Source organism: Caecibacteroides pullorum (assembly GCF_019239235.1).
Classification (GTDB): domain Bacteria; phylum Bacteroidota; class Bacteroidia; order Bacteroidales; family Bacteroidaceae; genus Bacteroides; species Bacteroides pullorum.
Genome location: NZ_JAAZTS010000013.1, coordinates 14,525 through 32,207, shown reverse-complemented (window position 1 = coordinate 32,207; position 17,683 = coordinate 14,525). Strand labels below are relative to the sequence as shown.

Genomic DNA, 17,683 nt, shown 5'->3' with positions numbered 1-17,683 from the left:
TAACAAATTAAAGAATTTATATTTATATGAATAAGAATAATAAGGTAAAAACGATTGCAGCTCTCTGTTTGTCCTGCATGTTGGGCATAGCCCATGCGCAGGACTCGGAGAAGGCATTTATTAAGGAGAACATGAACTTTGCGGCTGAGCAATACCGGCTGATGCTGAAGACGCCTGCGCAGGGTAAGGATGGGAAAGGAGTGATGCCCCATAGTATGAGAAAGGACGGAACTGTGTCTAAGGGTAGCATCTATCTTTGGACGTCAGGTTTCTTCCCTGGTTCGCTGTGGTACATTTCTGAGTATCTTGGTGACAAGGCTTTGCAAGATTCCGCTTTGGTTTATACTCGGAAGATGGAGCCGGTTAAGACTTTCACGGACAACCATGACATCGGCTTCATGATGTATTGCAGCTATGGCAATGCCAATCGCTTCGAACCGAAGCCGGAATACAAAGACATTCTGGTAGAGTCTGCCCGTTCACTCTGTACTCGTTTCCGTCCGAAGGCCGGTGTAATCCAGTCATGGAACGGTTTTCGTTCCTGGCATGGTGACAAGGTGTACGATTTCCCTGTCATTATTGATAATATGATGAACCTCGAACTGCTCTTTTATGCTTCTCGTGTGACGGGTGACGATTCGTTCCGTAAAGTAGCCATTAGCCATGCCGAGAATACGATGAAGAACGCAGTTCGACCTGACTACAGTTGCTATCACATTGTTTACTATGACAAAGAAACGGGTAAGCCCATCAAGGGTGAAACTTCACAGGGATGGTCGGACAACTCGGCTTGGAGTCGTGGACAGTCTTGGGGCATTTATGGTTTCACGATGTGCTATCGCGAGACGAAAGATCCTCGTTTCCTGGAGACGGCTATAGGTATGGCGGACTTTTATCTTGATCATCCGAATCTGCCGGCTGACAAGATTGCATGGTGGGACTTCAATGCTCATCAGGAAGGCTACGTACCGGGTATTCGCTCTAATGCGAACAATGTGGTGCTGAACTATCGCGATGCTTCGGCTGCCGCTTGCACGGCTTCCGCTCTGCTGGAGTTGAGTACCTACGTTAAGGGTAGCAAGAGTGCCAAGTATCTGGAAGGAGCCAAAGCCATCCTGCATTCTTTGGGTAGCAAGACGTACCGCGCCGAGTTGGGCAAGAACGCCGACTTCATCCTGATGCATAGTACGGGAGCTATTCCGCAGAACTCCGAAATCGATGTGCCACTGACTTATGCTGACTATTATTTCGTAGAGGCATTGCATCGATACGACAAGCTGCTGGACGGCAAACCACTGTTCTGATCTATCTGAATCTATATCTTTATGAACGGAGCGCATCGGAGGTCGGAATCCGGCATAATGCCCGGTCTTAGGATGCGCTCCTCTTTTGTTAAATGCTTAAATTAATGGTTATGAAATGTAGTACTGCTTTTGTCTTATTGAGTGTAAGTTTATTATCTTTCTCTTGTCAGAACGAAGATTTGGATTTACAGAATGGAATAGTAAATTCCAAAGTGTTTGTGGATGAAAATCTAACGAGTAACTCTTTTAACTTGAATGTTTCGGAAGAGGAGGCTGTTAGGACGGCTTCTTCGTTCCTTTCCGATAACTCTCAATTAACCCGTTCTTCTGTGCAGAATATTTCTAATGTAGAGGCCTTGACCAATCAACAAGGCGATACCTTAATCTATGCTGTGAATTTTGCAGATAACCAAGGATATGTATTGGTTGCTGCAACGAAAAAGTACACACCGATATTGGGCTATGCGGAAAAGGGACATTTTGATGCGACCGTCAAAGGTTTGGACATTTGGCTGGAAGATGAAATGAATATACTGACGGCTTGTTTGAGTGATACGACGGAGATGTTCAATCGGCAATGGGGAGAATATATGATTGAAAGGAGTCCAACAAAGGTTTCGACAAGAGTGGAATCTGCGTTTCCTCAAAATTTAGACTGGTGGTGGATGGAATTTGCCAATGAATTGACTTATCCGGATTATTCTTCAAATTATGAAGATCAAACAGCTGCTCCTGGAGAGTTGATTAATAGTTATTGCTATCATATAGATGAAGCGCGGAGTTTCTTTCCGGATTTTTCTTATATATTTGATGAAATGGCTGCCAAATGTGCATCTTTGGGGTATGACGAGCGAGATGTAATTTATCATTTTAGAGATTTTAAAGATTACCAGGTTCATGGGCCTATTCTAAAGACAAATTGGCACCAGGGTTGGCCTTATAATTGGAAAGTGGATAAGCCTTTAGGATGTGTGACTGTTGCAGTCGGACAAATTATGTATCATCACAAAATACCGGCTTATTATGATTGGGAAAGTATTAATGTTTCAAATCGAGAAACAGATGCTCAAGGTAGTTTCTTTAAGAATTTAGGAGAAAGTCTTGGCATTGATTATAGCGGAGATGACAGCGGCGCTTCTATTGAGGATGCTGAACGGGTATTAAAGAGTTTTGGATATAAGGTAAAACAAACAGATGAGTATACGGTAGCGCAAATCAATATGGCTTTCCGATTTAATAATCCCATACTTATGGGTGGGCATACTCATCAGATTTTAGGCTTTGATGCAGGAAATGGTCATGCTTGGGTTTGCGATGGTTATAAGTATGAAAATTATACGACTATAATGACTGTATATTTTCCTGAAGTCAATAGACCTACAGATGGATTGTATACTGAAAATCCTTACAGAGAGCAATGGAGCTTGAGAGGGGAAGCGAAAAGTGGTTCAAGCTATCTTCATATGAATTGGGGGTGGAAGAAAGATGCTGATGAGGACGAAGATGAGAATGGAACTTGGAACTTGTATGGTGATTATACAGCTCCCAATGAAAAGGTATATCATCGTAATACGGAGTTTTTATTTGTAGAACCTTAAAAAAATTATATAATATGAGAATTTTATTTGCTTTGTTGGCTATCCTGATAGGATTGGCCGGGTGTGATAAGAAATATGGTCCAAGTAATGATACTTTTCCGCCGGAACTTTATTTTGTACTGGAAAATGCAGTAGGAGAAAGCATTTTGCCTGAAATTCCTGAAGGAAAAGAATGCATTGGTTTGAAAGACTTTCAACTGACTTATGAATTGAATGGCAAACGGTATCCGGTTTACGAAACTGATCTTGAGTTGAATCGGCATCTTTCAGTTTGTCGTGAAACGCAATTGGGCGAGGACGTTCGTTCGATAGACCTGTTAACAACTGGTTTTACCGGAATCTTGTGTGACTATGCCCGCAAACATAAAAAAGAGGTGCTTCAGGTGAAAATAGAACTTGCGTGTGAGGCAGCTTTTGGAGATAAGGAAACGCATCTGTTTGAAGTACAGATGAAATATGTCGGTGATACTGAAGAGGATGTGCTACATTGCATAGAAGAAGGCGCACGTGTAGATGGCATTGAGGCGGAGTATGTAGGAGGGCGCGAGAATCCGTATTTGTATCGGGCGACAATTTAAAGCCCCGTTTGAGATGATGGACATTTATCCGTATTTTTATGGGTTGTCAATTGGGATCTACTTAGTAATGTAATTAAAGGAAATGACAATGAAAAAACTGAATTATTGGATTTTGCTGCTGGTAGCGGCAATGTTGATGCCAGCACTCACCGTGCAGGCCAAAGGGAAAAAAGATAAGAATGTGGTGGCTGAACAGACTACCGGTGCCCAAGACCGTGAGCAATGGGTGAAGTGGCTGTGGAAGATTTCTTATCCCGTCATCCATAATCTGGCAGAAGGTACTTTGCATCAGAATATGCCGATAGAGACGGTAGGTGGAGACCCGGCCGGGTATGATGAAATTACGCATCTGGAAGCTGTGGGGCGTACGTTGGCCGGTGTGGCTCCCTGGTTGGCTTTGCCCGACGACGATACAGAGGAAGGAAAACTGCGTAAGCAAATGCAAGAGGAAGTGCTGAAAGGATTGAAGAATGCGGTGGATCCCAATTCGCCCGACAAACTGAACTTTACGAAGCAGGCTCAGCCTATCGTGGATGCAGCTTATCTGGTACATGCTTTCCTGCGTGCTCCTAAGGCCTTGTGGGAACCATTGGACGAGGTGACCAAACAGCGTTATATTGAGTCGTTCAAGGCATTGCGTGACCGTACAGGTGCCTATAACAACTGGTTGCTTTTTACCGGTCTGACCGAGGCTTTTCTGATGCAACAGGGCGAGAAGGCCGACCAGTTCCGCCTGCGTGTGTCGAAGAACAAAATACAGGAATGGTACGTGGGTGACGGCTGGTACAGCGACGGAAGCAAGTTCAGCATGGACAATTACAATTCCTATGTGCTGAATCCCATGATGGTGGCTATGATGGAGACGCTGGTTCCTTTCCGTTGGGCCAGCCAGAAGGAATATGAACAGGCTTTGCGTCGCATGGTTCGTCATGCTGAGTTCTGCGAACGTCTGATCGGACCGGATGGTACTTATCCTGCTTTTGGACGTTCAGTTACTTATCGTACCGCTGCTTTTCAGTCGTTGGCCGATGCTGTTTTGAGAGAAAAACTGCCTGAATTTATCAAGCCAGCTCAGGTTCGTTGTGCACTGACTGCCGTACACCGCAATATGTACGAAGGTAATCAGAATTTCGATAAGGACGGTTGGCTTGTGCTGGGCTTTAACGGTCATCAGCCCGAAGTGGCCGATGGATATACGTCCACTGGTAGCCTTTATATGGCTACGTTGAGTTTCTTGCCTTTAGGACTTCCTGCTGATAATCCATTTTGGACTGACGAACCAGCCGACTGGACTACCAAGAAGGCTTGGAAAGGAGAGAAAATACGCAAGGACTATAAAGTGGAATATTGATAAATGGTTTGTTCGAAATGAAAAAATTGTTTATCGGAGTATTGATGGCCTATCTGTTACCATTCGTGGTATTGGGACAGAAAACTTATGAACCTCGTTCATCGGAAAAGCCTTCCAAATATCAGAAACAGCAGATCAAACGGAAGTATGGCATGTTCATACATTTCGGTATCAATACTTTCCATGATATGGAGTGGTCGGACGGCAGTTTGCCGTCCGCTTCATATCGTCCGGATACGATTGATGCAGCTCAATGGGTGAAAACCGCCAAAGATGCCGGGATGAAATATGTTATTCTGGTGACTAAACATCATGATGGATTCTGTTTATGGGATAGCCAGTATACAGAGTATGATGTCGCACGCTCGGGCAATACGACAAATGTGATAGAGGCTGTGGCTCGTGAGTGCAAGAAACAAGGGATACGTTTAGGATTATATTACTCGTTGTGGGATAGAAAAGAGAATCCGGAAGTGGATCGTGTGGAGGATGACGAGGCTTACAATCGCTATATGTTGGCCCAATTGGACGAGCTGATGGATATTACGGAAAAACATACTCGAATCGTAGAGTTCTGGTTTGATGGTACTTGGGCGAAGCCAAGTTATCGTTGGCCGGTCAAGGAGATTTATGCAGCCATCAAAAAACGTGAGCCGCAATGTCAGATTGGTATTAACTGGAGTATTGGGCGGGATGTTAATCCCAATGATCCTACAGCTCCTAAGCAATCTATTAATATTAAACCTGATAAACAGAAGGAGGGTGATCCGATTCGCTATTTCCCGAGTGATTTTCGTTTGGGTGATCCGATGCTACCTTCTGATCCTGATCCGAAATTGTTTACGCATGCGGGGAAGACATATTACATGCCTTTTGAATCGACCGTATGTGTCTCAAAACGTTGGTTTTATAATTCTCAAGACACAGTTTACAAGTCTGTTGCAGAACTGAAGGAGGTCTATGAACGTGCTACGGCACAGGATAATATTTTGATATTGAATATACCTCCTGCGACCAATGGAAAAATGAGGCAAGGAGATATTGAGTTGCTGCAGAAATTGAAGAAAGTGATAAAATAATATCCTGAGTTTGCTGGTATTCAGAAATCGTGTATTTTTGCAGCAATTAATATCAAGCTACTATGAAAAGAAAACTTTTATGTTCCGTTTGGGCTGGGTGTTTGTCATTGGGAATGCTTTCCGCTCAAGAATTCCATCTGCAGCCCACTCCTCAAGTTTATGAAACCCTTCAAGACAGCATTGTCCTGCCTGATGCCTATCGATTTTCGGCAGACGTCGAAGGGGCGGCTTCTGATGCTGTTCGTCTGCTCGGTACGTTGTTGCCTGACCATCAGGAGAAGGCTGATTTTCGAATAACCGTGGGCGTAAAAGGAGATAAGGCTGTACGTAAGTATACCCGCTTGATACCGTCCAAAGCCGAAGGTTATTACCTGAAAGTTGGTAAGAACGAGATTGTAATAGCTGGTGCTGATGCTCGTGGTGCCTATTACGGTGTACAGACTTTAGCACAATTGCTGACTTTGCCTAAACTGCCTCTGGTTGAAGTGACGGATTATCCTGATATCCCTTATCGTGGGGTGGTCGAAGGTTTTTACGGCACACCTTGGAGTCATGAAGCCCGTCTGTGTCAATTGGAGTTCTACGGCCGCAACAAAATGAATGTGTATCTTTATGGTCCGAAAGATGATCCTTATCACAGTACCCCAAACTGGCGGAAACCTTACCCTGAACGTGAAGCTGCTCAGCTGAAGGAATTGGTGGACAAGGCAAAAGAGAACAATGTCATTTTCTATTGGGCTATTCATCCGGGGCAGGACATCAAATGGAACGACGAAGATCGTCAGAATCTGCTCAATAAGTTCGAAAAAATGTATCAGTTAGGTGTACGAGGTTTTGCCGTATTTTTCGATGATATTTCGGGAGAAGGTACGAAAGCTGACAAACAGGCAGACTTGTTGAACTACCTGGACGACCATTTTGTAAAGGTGAAAGGTGATGTGGAGCCGCTTATTATGTGTCCTACGGAATATAATAAGGCATGGTCCAACGTGAAGGGAGGCTATTTGACTACTTTGGGAGAGAAGCTGAACAAAGGTATTCAGATAATGTGGACAGGAAACAGTGTGATCGCTACCATTGACCGTGAAACGATGGATTTCATCAATCCGCTTCTGAAACGTAAGGCTTATATTTGGTGGAATTTTCCGGTATCTGATTATGTACGCGATCATCTGCTTATGGGGCCCGTCTATGGCAATGCACTTGATATCAAGGACGAAATGGAAGGTTTTGTTTCTAACCCCATGGAGCATGCCGAAGCGTCCAAGATAGCTTTGTACAGTGTGGCCGATTATGCATGGAATCTGTCCGATTACGATAGTGACTTATCGTGGAAGCGAGCCATTAAAGACTTGATGCCCCAACATGCCGCTTATCTGGAAACTTTTGCTGCTCATAATTCCGATTTGGGTGCTAATGGGCATCGTTTCCGTCGCGAAGAGTCCGTTGCTTTGCAACCTGCTTTGGAAGCTTTGCTTTCTACGTATGAAAAACAGCATATCATTGACGAGGATGCTTGGCGTCAGGTTAATGAAGAGTGTTGTAAAATTGTCACTGCATCCGATATTTTGTCTGTATCTCAGGAGAACCAACCATTCATTGCCGAAATAACGCCTTGGCTCATGCAGTTTAAACTGGTGGGACAATATGGTGAGGCTGTCCTGCAGATGATGCGTTGGGCCGTGACAGACAAAACAGGCTTTGAAACGGCTTATGAACATGCAAAATCCTTACAGTTGCTGATGTATAAAGTCGATACTTCTTACAATCAGAATCCCTACCAGCCTGGAATCAAGAGTGGAAGCAAGGTGCTTCTTCCTACGTTCTATGCTTTGTTTGAGGCGAGTGTCGGACTTTATAATCAAGCTTATCAGGCTGCATTGGATACACGTGCGGTGTATATGCCATATACTTGGAACAGTGATGTGCCTCAGTTGGCGGCCCTGCCAGTATTGCGTAAAGGAAAGATGGGAAATGTGTCTCCTTCTAATGAAGTGATCCGCTGGCAGGCAGGAGGTGAGGCTTTGTTGATGATGGATCAGATGCGTACATTGAAAAGTCTTACTGTCGATTTGGGTATAGCTGATGCTCCGAAGTTTATTCGTTTGGAAATAACAGCTGATGGGCAAAGATGGGAAGCCATTCCTCTCCAACCTGTTAATGGAAAGACTCGTTTTAAGGCAGAAGTAGAAGGACGGAATGTACAAAAAATCCGTCTGACCAATATCACAGGACAGGAACAGAAAGTTTACTTTAAACAGTTTGGATTTGAAGAAAAGTAAACTCTTCTTTTTTCGAGATAACAGGTAGAGTTTTAATTGTTTTTAGGCACAGACTTATATGAATGTCAAATGGGATCGTTCGTATAATCTGTGCCTAAATTTTTGTTAGTGGAAGATTTTTCTGTAGATAGTTTGTGCCATGCTAGTGGCGTCTCCTTCTGTCTCCTGTAGATAAGGATTCTGTTTCTGCGTCCAAGCTTCTTCCTGTGCATAGAAATCTATATTTTCAGGTTCTTGTCCGTTCAACTTGGCTTCCAGATAATCAAAATAGGCCTTCCAGCGCAGGTAATAGAAATCTTTTAGTAGCCCGTTCCATTCCTTATGAGCATAGTCCCTCAGGCCTCCTGCATCGGCAGCTTGCCGATTGCCCCATGTGGTAATCTGCACACGGGCATTCCATTCCAGCCAGTCTTTTTCGGCGTCTGTCTTGCCCATGTTTCGGGCCATTCCTATCCATTTCCCTAAGCGAAATTCATCACGCGTGCCCAGCAGACTGTCCTGTAGCTCTATCAGGTGCAGGAAGTGGGAGGAAGCTGCTTTGAACAGTTCCTTTTCTCCAGCGAGATAGGCACTTGTCACGACGGAATAGACCAAACGACCTTTTTCGGCTACGGCTTGACGTACGATATCTACCAGATCGTATTCAAAATTGTTATTACCTTTGAAGCGGGGAGCAGCTTCCACCATCAGTCCGGCTGCTTTGATAACGTCCTCCGGCTTATAATAGTCTTGCATTTCCGACCAGCTGGAAGCTTGATAAGCCTTGAGCGAAGGACGTGCGCAAAAAATGGATTCGTGTGTGCCTTGCTGGGTAGAAGATGGAGGGCAGTTGTAGATGCTGGTTCGTAACAGTTCCCATGCTTCCTCGATTTGTGGGTCACTTTTTCCGTAGCGTGCCCGGATGTAGTTTTTTAACCATTCGTCACTGGTGAAGAGGGATTTGCGCCAAGGCAGTTCACATAGCAGTTCGTACATCACGGGGTTGTTCTCTATTCCTTCCATCGTTAGGCCTACCCCCTTTAATGTTTGTCCAAAACGGCTGTCTCGAGCTTTGTAGAATTCATTGATGACATGTGTCATTTTTCCGTGCAATCCTACATTGCCACCGTAATTGAGCAACATGCAGTAGAGCCAGTCATGAGCGCCAAATCCGTTTTCACGATACCATGTTGAGGATGGATCGCCCCATTGTGGACGGCTTTCCGAGTACAAGTCAAGCACAATCAGGTCGCCTGCGGGCAAGTTGGCTATCATCTCTTCATAAGGACACCGTTGCCAGGCCTGTGCCACCCATACGGCGTTCGGGTTGGCCCGCTTCATGGCGGCGTGAATGGCTTTTCCAGCGGCATCGAGGTCTACACCCGCTACGCTGCCCCCCTCGTGGAAGGGATCCATACTGTAGTAGTTGGCTTTTCCGTAGAGTTTGGTCAACTCTTCGTAATAGAGGTCGGCTATATGTTGAAACTGCTGATCGGTAGGCTGTAGGATGGCAGGACGACGGTAGCCGCACCACAGACCGGGCTCGGACACATCCAGTCCTAGCTTCTCTTTGGCGTTGTTGGGCACCATACCTGAGTAGCCGGGTAAAACCGGTTCTATGCCGAATTCCCGCATGCGTTTGAGTATTTTCTTTTGTAATTTCTCCTGTTGCTCATACCAGTTGGCTGTATTGGGACCTCCCCAGGCTTCCAGGTTGTTCATTAGCCACCAGGCCTGGAAAGCGGGTCCTGCCACGAAGTTGTTCACCTCATCCGTACTGTAGCCCAGTCGTATAAGTACGTTTCGCCACACGCTGGCTGTACCAGTGATGGCCAAAGGCAGGTTGATGCCATGTAGGGCCATCCAGTCTATTTCTTGTTGCCATCGCTCCCAGTCCCAGAAAGCCATGGAGTAGGAGTGGGTACAGTAGTTCAGGTAGTAGCGATGCTTCAGCATTGTTTCGTGTCGTTCCTTTTTCGTGACGGCAGGAAGTACGTCCGGCAGCTTGGCTTGCATGTTGTTCCATGTCAGGTGGATACCGGCGTAATACTTCAGATACCAGTGGATACCTGTCGCAATACTTACATGATTATTTCCTCGTATAACAACCTTTTTCCCTTTCTGGTCGAGTTCAAAGAAATCTATATCCGACTTTACATATTCGATGGCAAACTTGCGGGAGGCGTTTGTGTCGATACGTTCCAATAATCCGTTGATGGGCGTTCCTGCCTGGCTTGTCAGTGTCAGAAAGAGTAGGCCGATCAGTGTAAACGTTAGTTTTGGCATAAGCAATCCAGCTTTTTAAAGTTTGAATATGGGTGGATTATAAAGTTTATCGGGTCAGGTTGAATACTTCACCAGCTTTCATCTGTTTTTCAATCACTTTACGGGTGAAGGGATCAAATACTTTCAACAGAACACCTTTTTCCGAAGTGATATGGATACTTTCTGTTTCGCCGTTATGATAGGTGGCACTGACTAAGAAAGCTCCCATAGCTCTAAGATTTTTGAAAGAAGCATTTTGCCAACTCATCGGCAAGGCGGGGAACACCCGTATGATGCCAGTGTGACTTTGCAGGAGCATTTCCTGTATGGCTGATGCGCAGGCGAAGTTGCCTTCTAGGGTAAAAGGACGATACGTGAAGCCAGAAAACCCTTGTTTCAGTTGGTCACCGTTCAGATGGAAACTATTGGGCGAACAAAAGGCTTTGGCAAAGATATGGAGTGAGCGTGCAGCGGCATCACCATCGAATACACGGGCCTGGAGGTTGGCAAGCCAAGTGTAGGTATAACCGACCCATCCCTGAGTTCCCAGCTCTTGGAAATGGTGGATGGAGCGTTCGATGAGGCGGCGGGCTTCTTTTCCCTGTGATACGTCTAAAAGTCCTAGCGGATGGATGGCCAGCAGGTGCGATAAATGGCGATGAGTGTATTCAAGTGGATAGTTGGGAGCGATGGTCAGGCCGGTACTGTCTGTTGCTAGGTTGGGCCATTCGCTTAGCTGCTTTTGCCAGTGTGCAACTTCCTTGTCCAATTGTAAGTGTTTGGCCATTTCGATAGCGGCTTGATATGTGAAGCGGATGCATGCCAGATCGAAATTGGTGGTCTGTTTGAACCAGGCTTCCAGACTATTGTCATTGATTTCGGGCGAACTGGACAAGGGAAGTTTGCGTTTCCCGTTCTCGTCTTTTACGGAAATGTTCTCAAAATAGCGTGCCGCTTCCTTCACCCAAGGATATGCCCTCGTGCGTAGGAAGATGTCGTCGGCTGAGTATTTCCATTGCAGGTAAAAGTGTTGTGCGAGCCATCCCGAAGCAGTGGGTTGGTGGGAGTATTGATTCCATCCACCCAAATTCTTGCCGTCTAGCGTTGAGATACAGGGCACGTTCAAGCCTTCTACGCCAAAGAACTGGCGAGTATAGGCTTCGCTGTTTTCTTTGATCTGCCAGAGCCAGTCAGTGAAAACGGCGGATTCTTCCAGGTGGTTGGCCGCATAGCCCGGCCAGTAGCTCAGTTGTGTATTAAGGTCGTTATGGAAGTCGCCTCTCCAGGGTGGAGTTTGGCCGTTGTCGGCTGTCCAGACGGCTTGCAGGCAGATGGGAGGCGCATCCTTGCGCGAGGCGGCACCGAATTTGTACATTTCCAAGTACCATTGCCTTTCCAGCGTTGGGTCATCGGGCAGGCTGAGACTGCATTGTTCCCAGTAGTTTTTCCACCAGTCTGTATGTTCGTGCAAGGCGGCTGTGAAGTCCTTTGCGTAGTTATCCATTTGTTGGGAAGCTTGTGTGGCTTCGCTGTAGGGAGTGCCTTGTGTGGTCAGACAGAAAGTTCCTTCCAGAGTCTGAGGGTCGGGCTGTTTCCATCGTACGTCTATCTCGTAACTTACGTTTCCGTAGGCTTTTTGTCGATAGGTGATATGGTCTTTTTTGACGATCACCTTTCCTTTTTTATAGCCCAGGCGTGCCAGTGAATTACGTTCGATTTTTGTTCCTTGAGGAACTTCGTAAGAAGGAGCTTCCAGCAAAATTTCAGGCTTTTGTGGAAGATGGGTGAATCGGAAATGTCCAACTTTGTCTGTGGCGTTGGTGAAGATTTGGGCAGTCGTGCCATTTTCCCATGTGATGGTACATACAGCTGTGTGAACGTCCAATTCTGTACTTTTTACTTTCCCTAAACCTGCGATAGGTATTTCGATGGCACCTGCAGGAATTTTGGAAGGAGCGATGTCTATACTCGTACGGTCGTCGATTAACCTGTAGACGGGACTCATGTCCTTCTTTTCTACGGCTTCACAGATGAAACGGAATGTATAGTCGGAGCCTGAAAACTCTTTGACGGGACGCAGGTCCCACAAATCGGCACGGTCAAGAGCCAGGCGTAGCCTGTCATCTTTTTGCCAGATGAGCGCTCCCATGATGCCGTTGCCCAAGGGGATGCCTTCGTCCCAAACTTGGGGCAGTTGTCTGAACTGGAGGCCGTGGACTGAAGCCGGTGTGTCTGTGGGGTGGAATACTGTGGCGGTGGTTTCGAAAGGTAGTCCGCCGGTAGTCTGAGTTGCATTAAGCTGACCCAGGCTCGTGGCCATAAGCACGAGCAAGCCAATGTTTCTTGTTTTTTTCATGGAGAATATTGTTTTTCTTTGCAAATATAATTCTTTTATATACAAATCTGTTAGAGGATCGGAGCTATTTACTGTTTTTACTTCGTCTTTTTTCTCGCTTGATATGGAATTTAAGGGGGGGGTCTTGCTGTTTTTCAATTTAATAAAAAGAGGCTTAAATCTCATGATTATATTAATTTTGTGGTGGCTTGGCAAATTTTTTGTGGATGCCATTCTTCAAATAAAAAAACTTCGTATTTTTAGCCATTGATATATGAATGGCTTAAAATGAACATAGATGATGAATAATAGAATTACAGAGCTTTTTGAGATACAATATCCCATTATTTCGGGTGGAATGGTGTGGTGCAGTGGTTGGCGGCTTGCATCAGCGGTCAGTAATGCTGGCGGATTGGGACTCATTGGTGCCGGTTCGATGAATGCTGATTTACTGAGGGAGCATATCCGAAAATGTAGGATTGCGACTGACAAACCTTTCGGTGTGAATGTCCCCTTGTTGTATAAACATGCAGAAGCTATGATGGATGTTATTATGGAAGAAAAAGTTCCTGTGGTGTTTACGTCTGCCGGAAGTCCAAGGATATGGACGGATAAGTTGCACGGAGCGGGGATAAAAGTAGCCCATGTGGTATCCAGCACTAAATTTGCTCAGAAGTGTCAAGAAGCAGGAGTGGATGCTGTTGTGGCAGAAGGTTTTGAGGCTGGTGGGCATAACGGAAAGGAAGAAACAACAACGATGGTGCTTGTGCCTCATGTAAGGAAAAGCATTGATATACCTTTAATTGCCGCAGGCGGAATAGGTACGGGAACCGGTATGCTGGCTGCTTTTGCGCTGGGAGCAGAGGGCGTACAGATTGGTACCCGCTTTGCCCTTACCCAAGAGAGCTCGGCTTGCGAAGAATTTAAGAATTTGTGTATCGGTTTGCAGGAAGGTGATACGATGTTGTCTTTGAAGAAGGTGGTACCAACCCGACTTGTTAAGAACGAATTTTTCCGTAGAGTGGAAGAGGCTGAAAATAGAGGCGCTTCTGTGGAAGAACTGAAGGAAATAGTAGGCTTCGGTAAAGCGAAGAAGGGAATTTTTGAGGGATATCTTGACGAAGGGGAACTTGAAATCGGGCAAGTAGCATATCTGATACGGAGTATTCCTACAGTGCAGGAAGTTTTTGATAGTTTGATCACGGAATATAGAGGGCAGTTGGGACATTTGGTTGAAATGTAGCTGGTTGGAGTAAGTTTGGGGAAGATGTGAAAAGTCTCTCTTAAAAATAATTTGCTTCCCGTTTTTTTGATAATTGAAAGAATAACACTAATTTTGCGCACTCATTTTGAGATTTTGGAATATAGTATAAATCAAATAAATAATTTGTTACGATGAACGTTTCATTGCAAAACATTGACAAGGTGAGCGCACTGCTTACCGTAAAGCTTGAGAAAGCTGACTACCAGGAGAAGGTAGACAAGGCTCTGAAGTCTTTCCGTCAGAAAGCTCAGATGCCCGGTTTCCGTAAAGGTATGGTTCCGATGAGCCTCGTGAAGAAGATGTATGGCAAGTCGGCATTGGCTGAGGAAGTGAACAAGTTGCTTTCTGAAACTGTATACAAGTATATACAAGACAATAAGGTGAACATCCTGGGTGAGCCGCTGCCCAACGAGGACAAGCAGCCCGCCATTGACTTCGATACGCAGGAAGAGTTCGAATTCCTGTTCGATATCGCACTGGCTCCCGAATTCAAGGCTGAAGTAAGCGCTGCCGACAAGGTAGACTACTATGACATCGAGGTTACCGACGAAATGGTGGACAATCAGGTGAAGTCTTACACACAGCGTAACGGCAAGTATGACAAGGTAGATGTATATGCAGACAACGATATGCTGAAGGGTCTGTTGGCAGAACTTGACGAGCAGGGTAACACGAAGGAAGGCGGCATTCAGGTAGAAGGTGCCGTGATGATGCCTTCTTATATGAAGAACGACGAGCAGAAGGCTATCTTTGCCAATGCGAAGGTGAATGACGTGCTCGTATTCAACCCGCACACAGCCTGGGATGGTAATCCTGCCGAATTGGCTTCGTTGCTGAAGATCGACAAAGAAGCCGCTGCCGAGGTGAAATCCAACTTCAGCTATCAGGTAGAAGAAATCACTCGTTTTGTCCCTGGCGACTTGAACCAGGAAATCTTTGATCAGGTATTTGGCGAAGGCGTAGTGAAGACGGAAGAAGAATTCCGTGCTAAAGTAAAAGAAGCAATTGCCAAGCAGTTTGTAGCCGATAGCGATTATAAGTTCCTCATCGACCTGCGTAAGGTAATGATGGAGAAAGTTGGCAAGCTGGAATTCCCTGATGCATTGCTGAAGCGCGTGATGCTGGCTAACAACGCTGATAAGGGCGAGAAGTTCGTGGAGGAAAACTACGACAAGAGTATCGAAGAGCTGACTTGGCATCTGATTAAGGAACAGCTGGTAAAGGCTAACGATATTAAGGTTGAGCAGGATGATATTACCAACATGGCCAAGGAATCAACTCGTGCACAGTTTGCTATGTATGGCATGTTGAATGTTCCTGAAGACCTGTTGAATAACTATGCCAAGGAAATGCTGAAAAAGAAAGAAAGCATTGAAGGTCTTGTAAACCGCGTGGTAGAGACGAAGCTGGTAGCTGCTGTGAAGCCTCAGGTTACGTTGGAGCATAAGAGTATCTCGGCTGCCGATTTCAATAAAATGTTCGAATAAGATTTGACTTATCATTGTTATAATCGGGGATGTTTGAAAAACTTTTCAAACATCCCCGATTTTTTTGTGTCTCTCTATTCTTTTTTGTTTCTTTGCACCCGCATTTAATTAAGTAAGAAAGATTATGGATGATTTTAGAAAGTATGCCACCAAGCATTTGGGAATGAACAGCCTTGTATTGGACGATGTGATCAAGTCGCAGGCCGGTTATTTGAATCCCTATATCTTGGAGGAACGTCAGCTGAATGTTACCCAGCTCGATGTGTTCTCCCGTCTGATGATGGATCGCATTATCTTTTTGGGTACTCAGATCGACGATTATACGGCTAATACCCTCCAGGCGCAGTTGCTTTACCTGGATTCGGTAGACCCGGGTAAGGATATCTCTATCTATATTAATTCACCGGGCGGTTCAGTATATGCCGGTCTGGGTATCTACGATACGATGCAGTTTATCAGCAGTGATGTTGCTACTATTTGTACGGGTATGGCAGCCAGTATGGCGGCTGTATTGTTGGTGGCTGGGGCTGAAGGTAAACGCTCTGCTCTGACTCATTCGCGTGTCATGATTCATCAGCCGATGGGAGGAGCACAGGGACAGGCTTCGGATATCGAAATTACAGCTCGTGAAATTCAGAAATTGAAGAAAGAACTCTATACGATCATAGCCGACCATTCACATACACCCTTTGATAAGGTATGGGCTGATTCCGATCGTGATTATTGGATGACTGCGCAGGAAGCTAAAGAGTATGGTATGGTAGATGAAGTGTTGATTAAGAAATAAATATGGCTGATTCAAAAAGAACAAAGAACAGATGCAGCTTTTGTGGTCGCACGGAAGATGAAGTCGGACTTCTGATAACAGGAATGAACGGCTTCATCTGTGATAGTTGTGCCATGCAGGCTTACGAAATCACGCAAGAAGCCATGGAAAGTAAGCGGAAGGACGGTACTAAGAAATTAAATCTGAAGGAACTGCCCAAACCTGTGGAAATTAAGGCTTTCTTGGATCAATATGTCATCGGACAAGACGATGCCAAGCGCTTTCTTTCCGTTTCTGTATACAATCATTATAAGCGCTTGTTGCAGAAAGATAGCGGTGATGATGTGGAGATTGAAAAATCAAACATCATCATGGTGGGCAGTACGGGTACAGGTAAAACACTGTTGGCACGTACCATTGCCAAGCTGTTGCATGTGCCTTTCACGATTGTAGATGCTACGGTACTGACCGAAGCTGGCTATGTAGGTGAGGATATTGAAAGCATTCTGACCCGTTTGCTTCAGGTGGCTGATTACAATGTAGCTGAAGCTGAGCGTGGTATTGTGTTTATAGATGAAATTGATAAGATTGCCCGTAAGGGAGACAATCCGTCTATTACTCGTGATGTCAGTGGTGAAGGTGTACAGCAGGGGCTGCTGAAGTTGCTCGAAGGTTCGGTAGTCAATGTACCTCCCCAGGGTGGACGAAAACATCCTGAACAGAAGATGATACCGGTTAATACCAAGAATATTCTCTTCATTTGTGGCGGAGCGTTTGACGGTATCGAGAAGAAAATTGCCCAACGTCTGAATACCCATGTTGTAGGCTATAGTGCTGTACGCAATACGGCTACCATTGATAAGAATAATCTGATGCAATATATTGCTCCTCAGGATTTGAAGTCCTTTGGCTTGATTCCGGAAATTATCGGTCGTCTGCCGGTGCTCACTTATCTGAATCCGTTGGACCGTGCTGCCTTGCGTTCCATCTTGACGGAACCCAAAAACTCCATCATCAAACAGTATGTCAAACTCTTTGAGATGGACGGTGTGAAGTTGGAATTCGAAGATGCCGTGTTCGAATATATTGTGGACAAGGCTGTGGAGTACAAACTTGGTGCTCGCGGTTTGCGTTCCATTGTCGAGACCATCATGATGGATGCCATGTTTGAGATTCCTTCTGAGCGGAAAGAAACCTTTACCGTGACGTTGGATTATGCCAAACATCAGTTGGAAAAGGCCAATATTGCCAGATTGCAGAATGCTTAATAGCATGAAATGAAGCATAAGAAGCGTTTTTAGTGTTTTTTCCTAAAAATATTCGATGTGTTTTGCTTGAAAATTGAGAAGTTGTTTATAACTTTGTTAGGACTCTTGAAAGAAACATTTCAGGGGA

Annotated in this window: 12 protein-coding genes; 10 read left to right on the top strand and 2 right to left on the bottom strand. The window is 45.3% G+C overall.

Annotated elements, in window-relative coordinates; genetic code table 11:
- Window positions 1-26: 26 nt before the first annotated feature.
- The 6 genes from HF894_RS09865 to HF894_RS09840 all read left to right on the top strand — a co-directional run bounded on the left by HF894_RS09865 (window position 27) and on the right by HF894_RS09840 (window position 8,192).
- Window positions 27-1,304: a glycoside hydrolase family 88 protein gene (locus HF894_RS09865; RefSeq protein WP_204972071.1), complete on the top strand. Its 1,278-nt coding sequence runs from the start codon at window positions 27-29 to the stop codon at window positions 1,302-1,304.
- 110 nt (window positions 1,305-1,414) lie between these two features.
- Window positions 1,415-2,902 (top strand): C10 family peptidase, encoded by a 1,488-nt coding sequence (locus HF894_RS09860; protein ID WP_204972070.1) that lies wholly within the window; start codon window positions 1,415-1,417, stop codon window positions 2,900-2,902.
- 14 nt (window positions 2,903-2,916) lie between these two features.
- Window positions 2,917-3,480: a hypothetical protein gene (locus HF894_RS09855; RefSeq protein WP_021847804.1), complete on the top strand. Its 564-nt coding sequence runs from the start codon at window positions 2,917-2,919 to the stop codon at window positions 3,478-3,480.
- Between the two features lie 88 nt (window positions 3,481-3,568).
- Entirely contained in the window at window positions 3,569-4,831 is a 1,263-nt protein-coding gene (locus HF894_RS09850; RefSeq protein ID WP_204972069.1) for a DUF2264 domain-containing protein, read from the top strand.
- Between the two features lie 17 nt (window positions 4,832-4,848).
- Entirely contained in the window at window positions 4,849-5,910 is a 1,062-nt protein-coding gene (locus HF894_RS09845; protein WP_204972067.1) for an alpha-L-fucosidase, read from the top strand.
- Between the two features lie 62 nt (window positions 5,911-5,972).
- Window positions 5,973-8,192, top strand: a complete 2,220-nt coding sequence (locus HF894_RS09840) for a beta-N-acetylglucosaminidase (RefSeq protein WP_204972064.1) — start codon at window positions 5,973-5,975, stop codon at window positions 8,190-8,192.
- A 105-nt stretch (window positions 8,193-8,297) separates the two neighbouring features.
- Here HF894_RS09840 and HF894_RS09835 read toward each other — a convergent pair whose 3' ends face one another.
- Together HF894_RS09835 and HF894_RS09830 are read right to left on the bottom strand one after the other, a co-directional pair.
- Window positions 8,298-10,457: an alpha-N-acetylglucosaminidase gene (locus HF894_RS09835; RefSeq protein ID WP_204972062.1), complete on the bottom strand. Its 2,160-nt coding sequence runs from the start codon at window positions 10,455-10,457 to the stop codon at window positions 8,298-8,300.
- A gap of 46 nt (window positions 10,458-10,503) precedes the next feature.
- On the bottom strand, window positions 10,504-12,792 hold the full coding sequence (locus HF894_RS09830) for a glycosyl hydrolase family 95 catalytic domain-containing protein (protein ID WP_246593205.1): 2,289 nt from the start codon (window positions 12,790-12,792) through the stop codon (window positions 10,504-10,506).
- Between the two features lie 280 nt (window positions 12,793-13,072).
- On the opposite strand from HF894_RS09830, the gene HF894_RS09825 reads away from it, so the two are divergent.
- From HF894_RS09825 to clpX, 4 genes are all read left to right on the top strand, one after another.
- On the top strand, window positions 13,073-14,014 hold the full coding sequence (locus HF894_RS09825; protein WP_204972094.1) for an NAD(P)H-dependent flavin oxidoreductase: 942 nt from the start codon (window positions 13,073-13,075) through the stop codon (window positions 14,012-14,014).
- A 152-nt stretch (window positions 14,015-14,166) separates the two neighbouring features.
- Window positions 14,167-15,522, top strand: coding sequence for a trigger factor (gene tig / locus HF894_RS09820; protein WP_204972060.1), 1,356 nt, complete (start codon window positions 14,167-14,169; stop codon window positions 15,520-15,522).
- 124 nt (window positions 15,523-15,646) lie between these two features.
- Complete coding sequence (gene clpP / locus HF894_RS09815; protein WP_021847796.1) at window positions 15,647-16,309, top strand: ATP-dependent Clp endopeptidase proteolytic subunit ClpP; 663 nt, start codon at window positions 15,647-15,649, stop codon at window positions 16,307-16,309.
- A gap of 2 nt (window positions 16,310-16,311) precedes the next feature.
- On the top strand, window positions 16,312-17,556 hold the full coding sequence (gene clpX, locus HF894_RS09810) for an ATP-dependent Clp protease ATP-binding subunit ClpX (protein ID WP_021847795.1): 1,245 nt from the start codon (window positions 16,312-16,314) through the stop codon (window positions 17,554-17,556).
- Window positions 17,557-17,683: the final 127 nt, after the last annotated feature.

Excerpts from the sequence above, each read along its gene's own strand:
- HF894_RS09845 (WP_204972067.1), top strand. The coding sequence starts at position 4,849 with ATGAAAAAATTGTTTATCGGAGTATTGATGGCCTATCTGTTACCATTC.
- HF894_RS09850 (WP_204972069.1), top strand. The coding sequence starts at position 3,569 with ATGAAAAAACTGAATTATTGGATTTTGCTGCTGGTAGCGGCAATGTTG.
- HF894_RS09855 (WP_021847804.1), top strand. The coding sequence starts at position 2,917 with ATGAGAATTTTATTTGCTTTGTTGGCTATCCTGATAGGATTGGCCGGG.
- HF894_RS09835 (WP_204972062.1), bottom strand. The coding sequence starts at position 10,457 with ATGCCAAAACTAACGTTTACACTGATCGGCCTACTCTTTCTGACACTG.
- HF894_RS09840 (WP_204972064.1), top strand. The coding sequence starts at position 5,973 with ATGAAAAGAAAACTTTTATGTTCCGTTTGGGCTGGGTGTTTGTCATTG.
- clpX (WP_021847795.1), top strand. The coding sequence starts at position 16,312 with ATGGCTGATTCAAAAAGAACAAAGAACAGATGCAGCTTTTGTGGTCGC.
- HF894_RS09830 (WP_246593205.1), bottom strand. The coding sequence starts at position 12,792 with ATGAAAAAAACAAGAAACATTGGCTTGCTCGTGCTTATGGCCACGAGC.
- HF894_RS09860 (WP_204972070.1), top strand. The coding sequence starts at position 1,415 with ATGAAATGTAGTACTGCTTTTGTCTTATTGAGTGTAAGTTTATTATCT.
- clpP (WP_021847796.1), top strand. The coding sequence starts at position 15,647 with ATGGATGATTTTAGAAAGTATGCCACCAAGCATTTGGGAATGAACAGC.
- HF894_RS09825 (WP_204972094.1), top strand. The coding sequence starts at position 13,073 with ATGAATAATAGAATTACAGAGCTTTTTGAGATACAATATCCCATTATT.
- tig (WP_204972060.1), top strand. The coding sequence starts at position 14,167 with ATGAACGTTTCATTGCAAAACATTGACAAGGTGAGCGCACTGCTTACC.
- HF894_RS09865 (WP_204972071.1), top strand. The coding sequence starts at position 27 with ATGAATAAGAATAATAAGGTAAAAACGATTGCAGCTCTCTGTTTGTCC.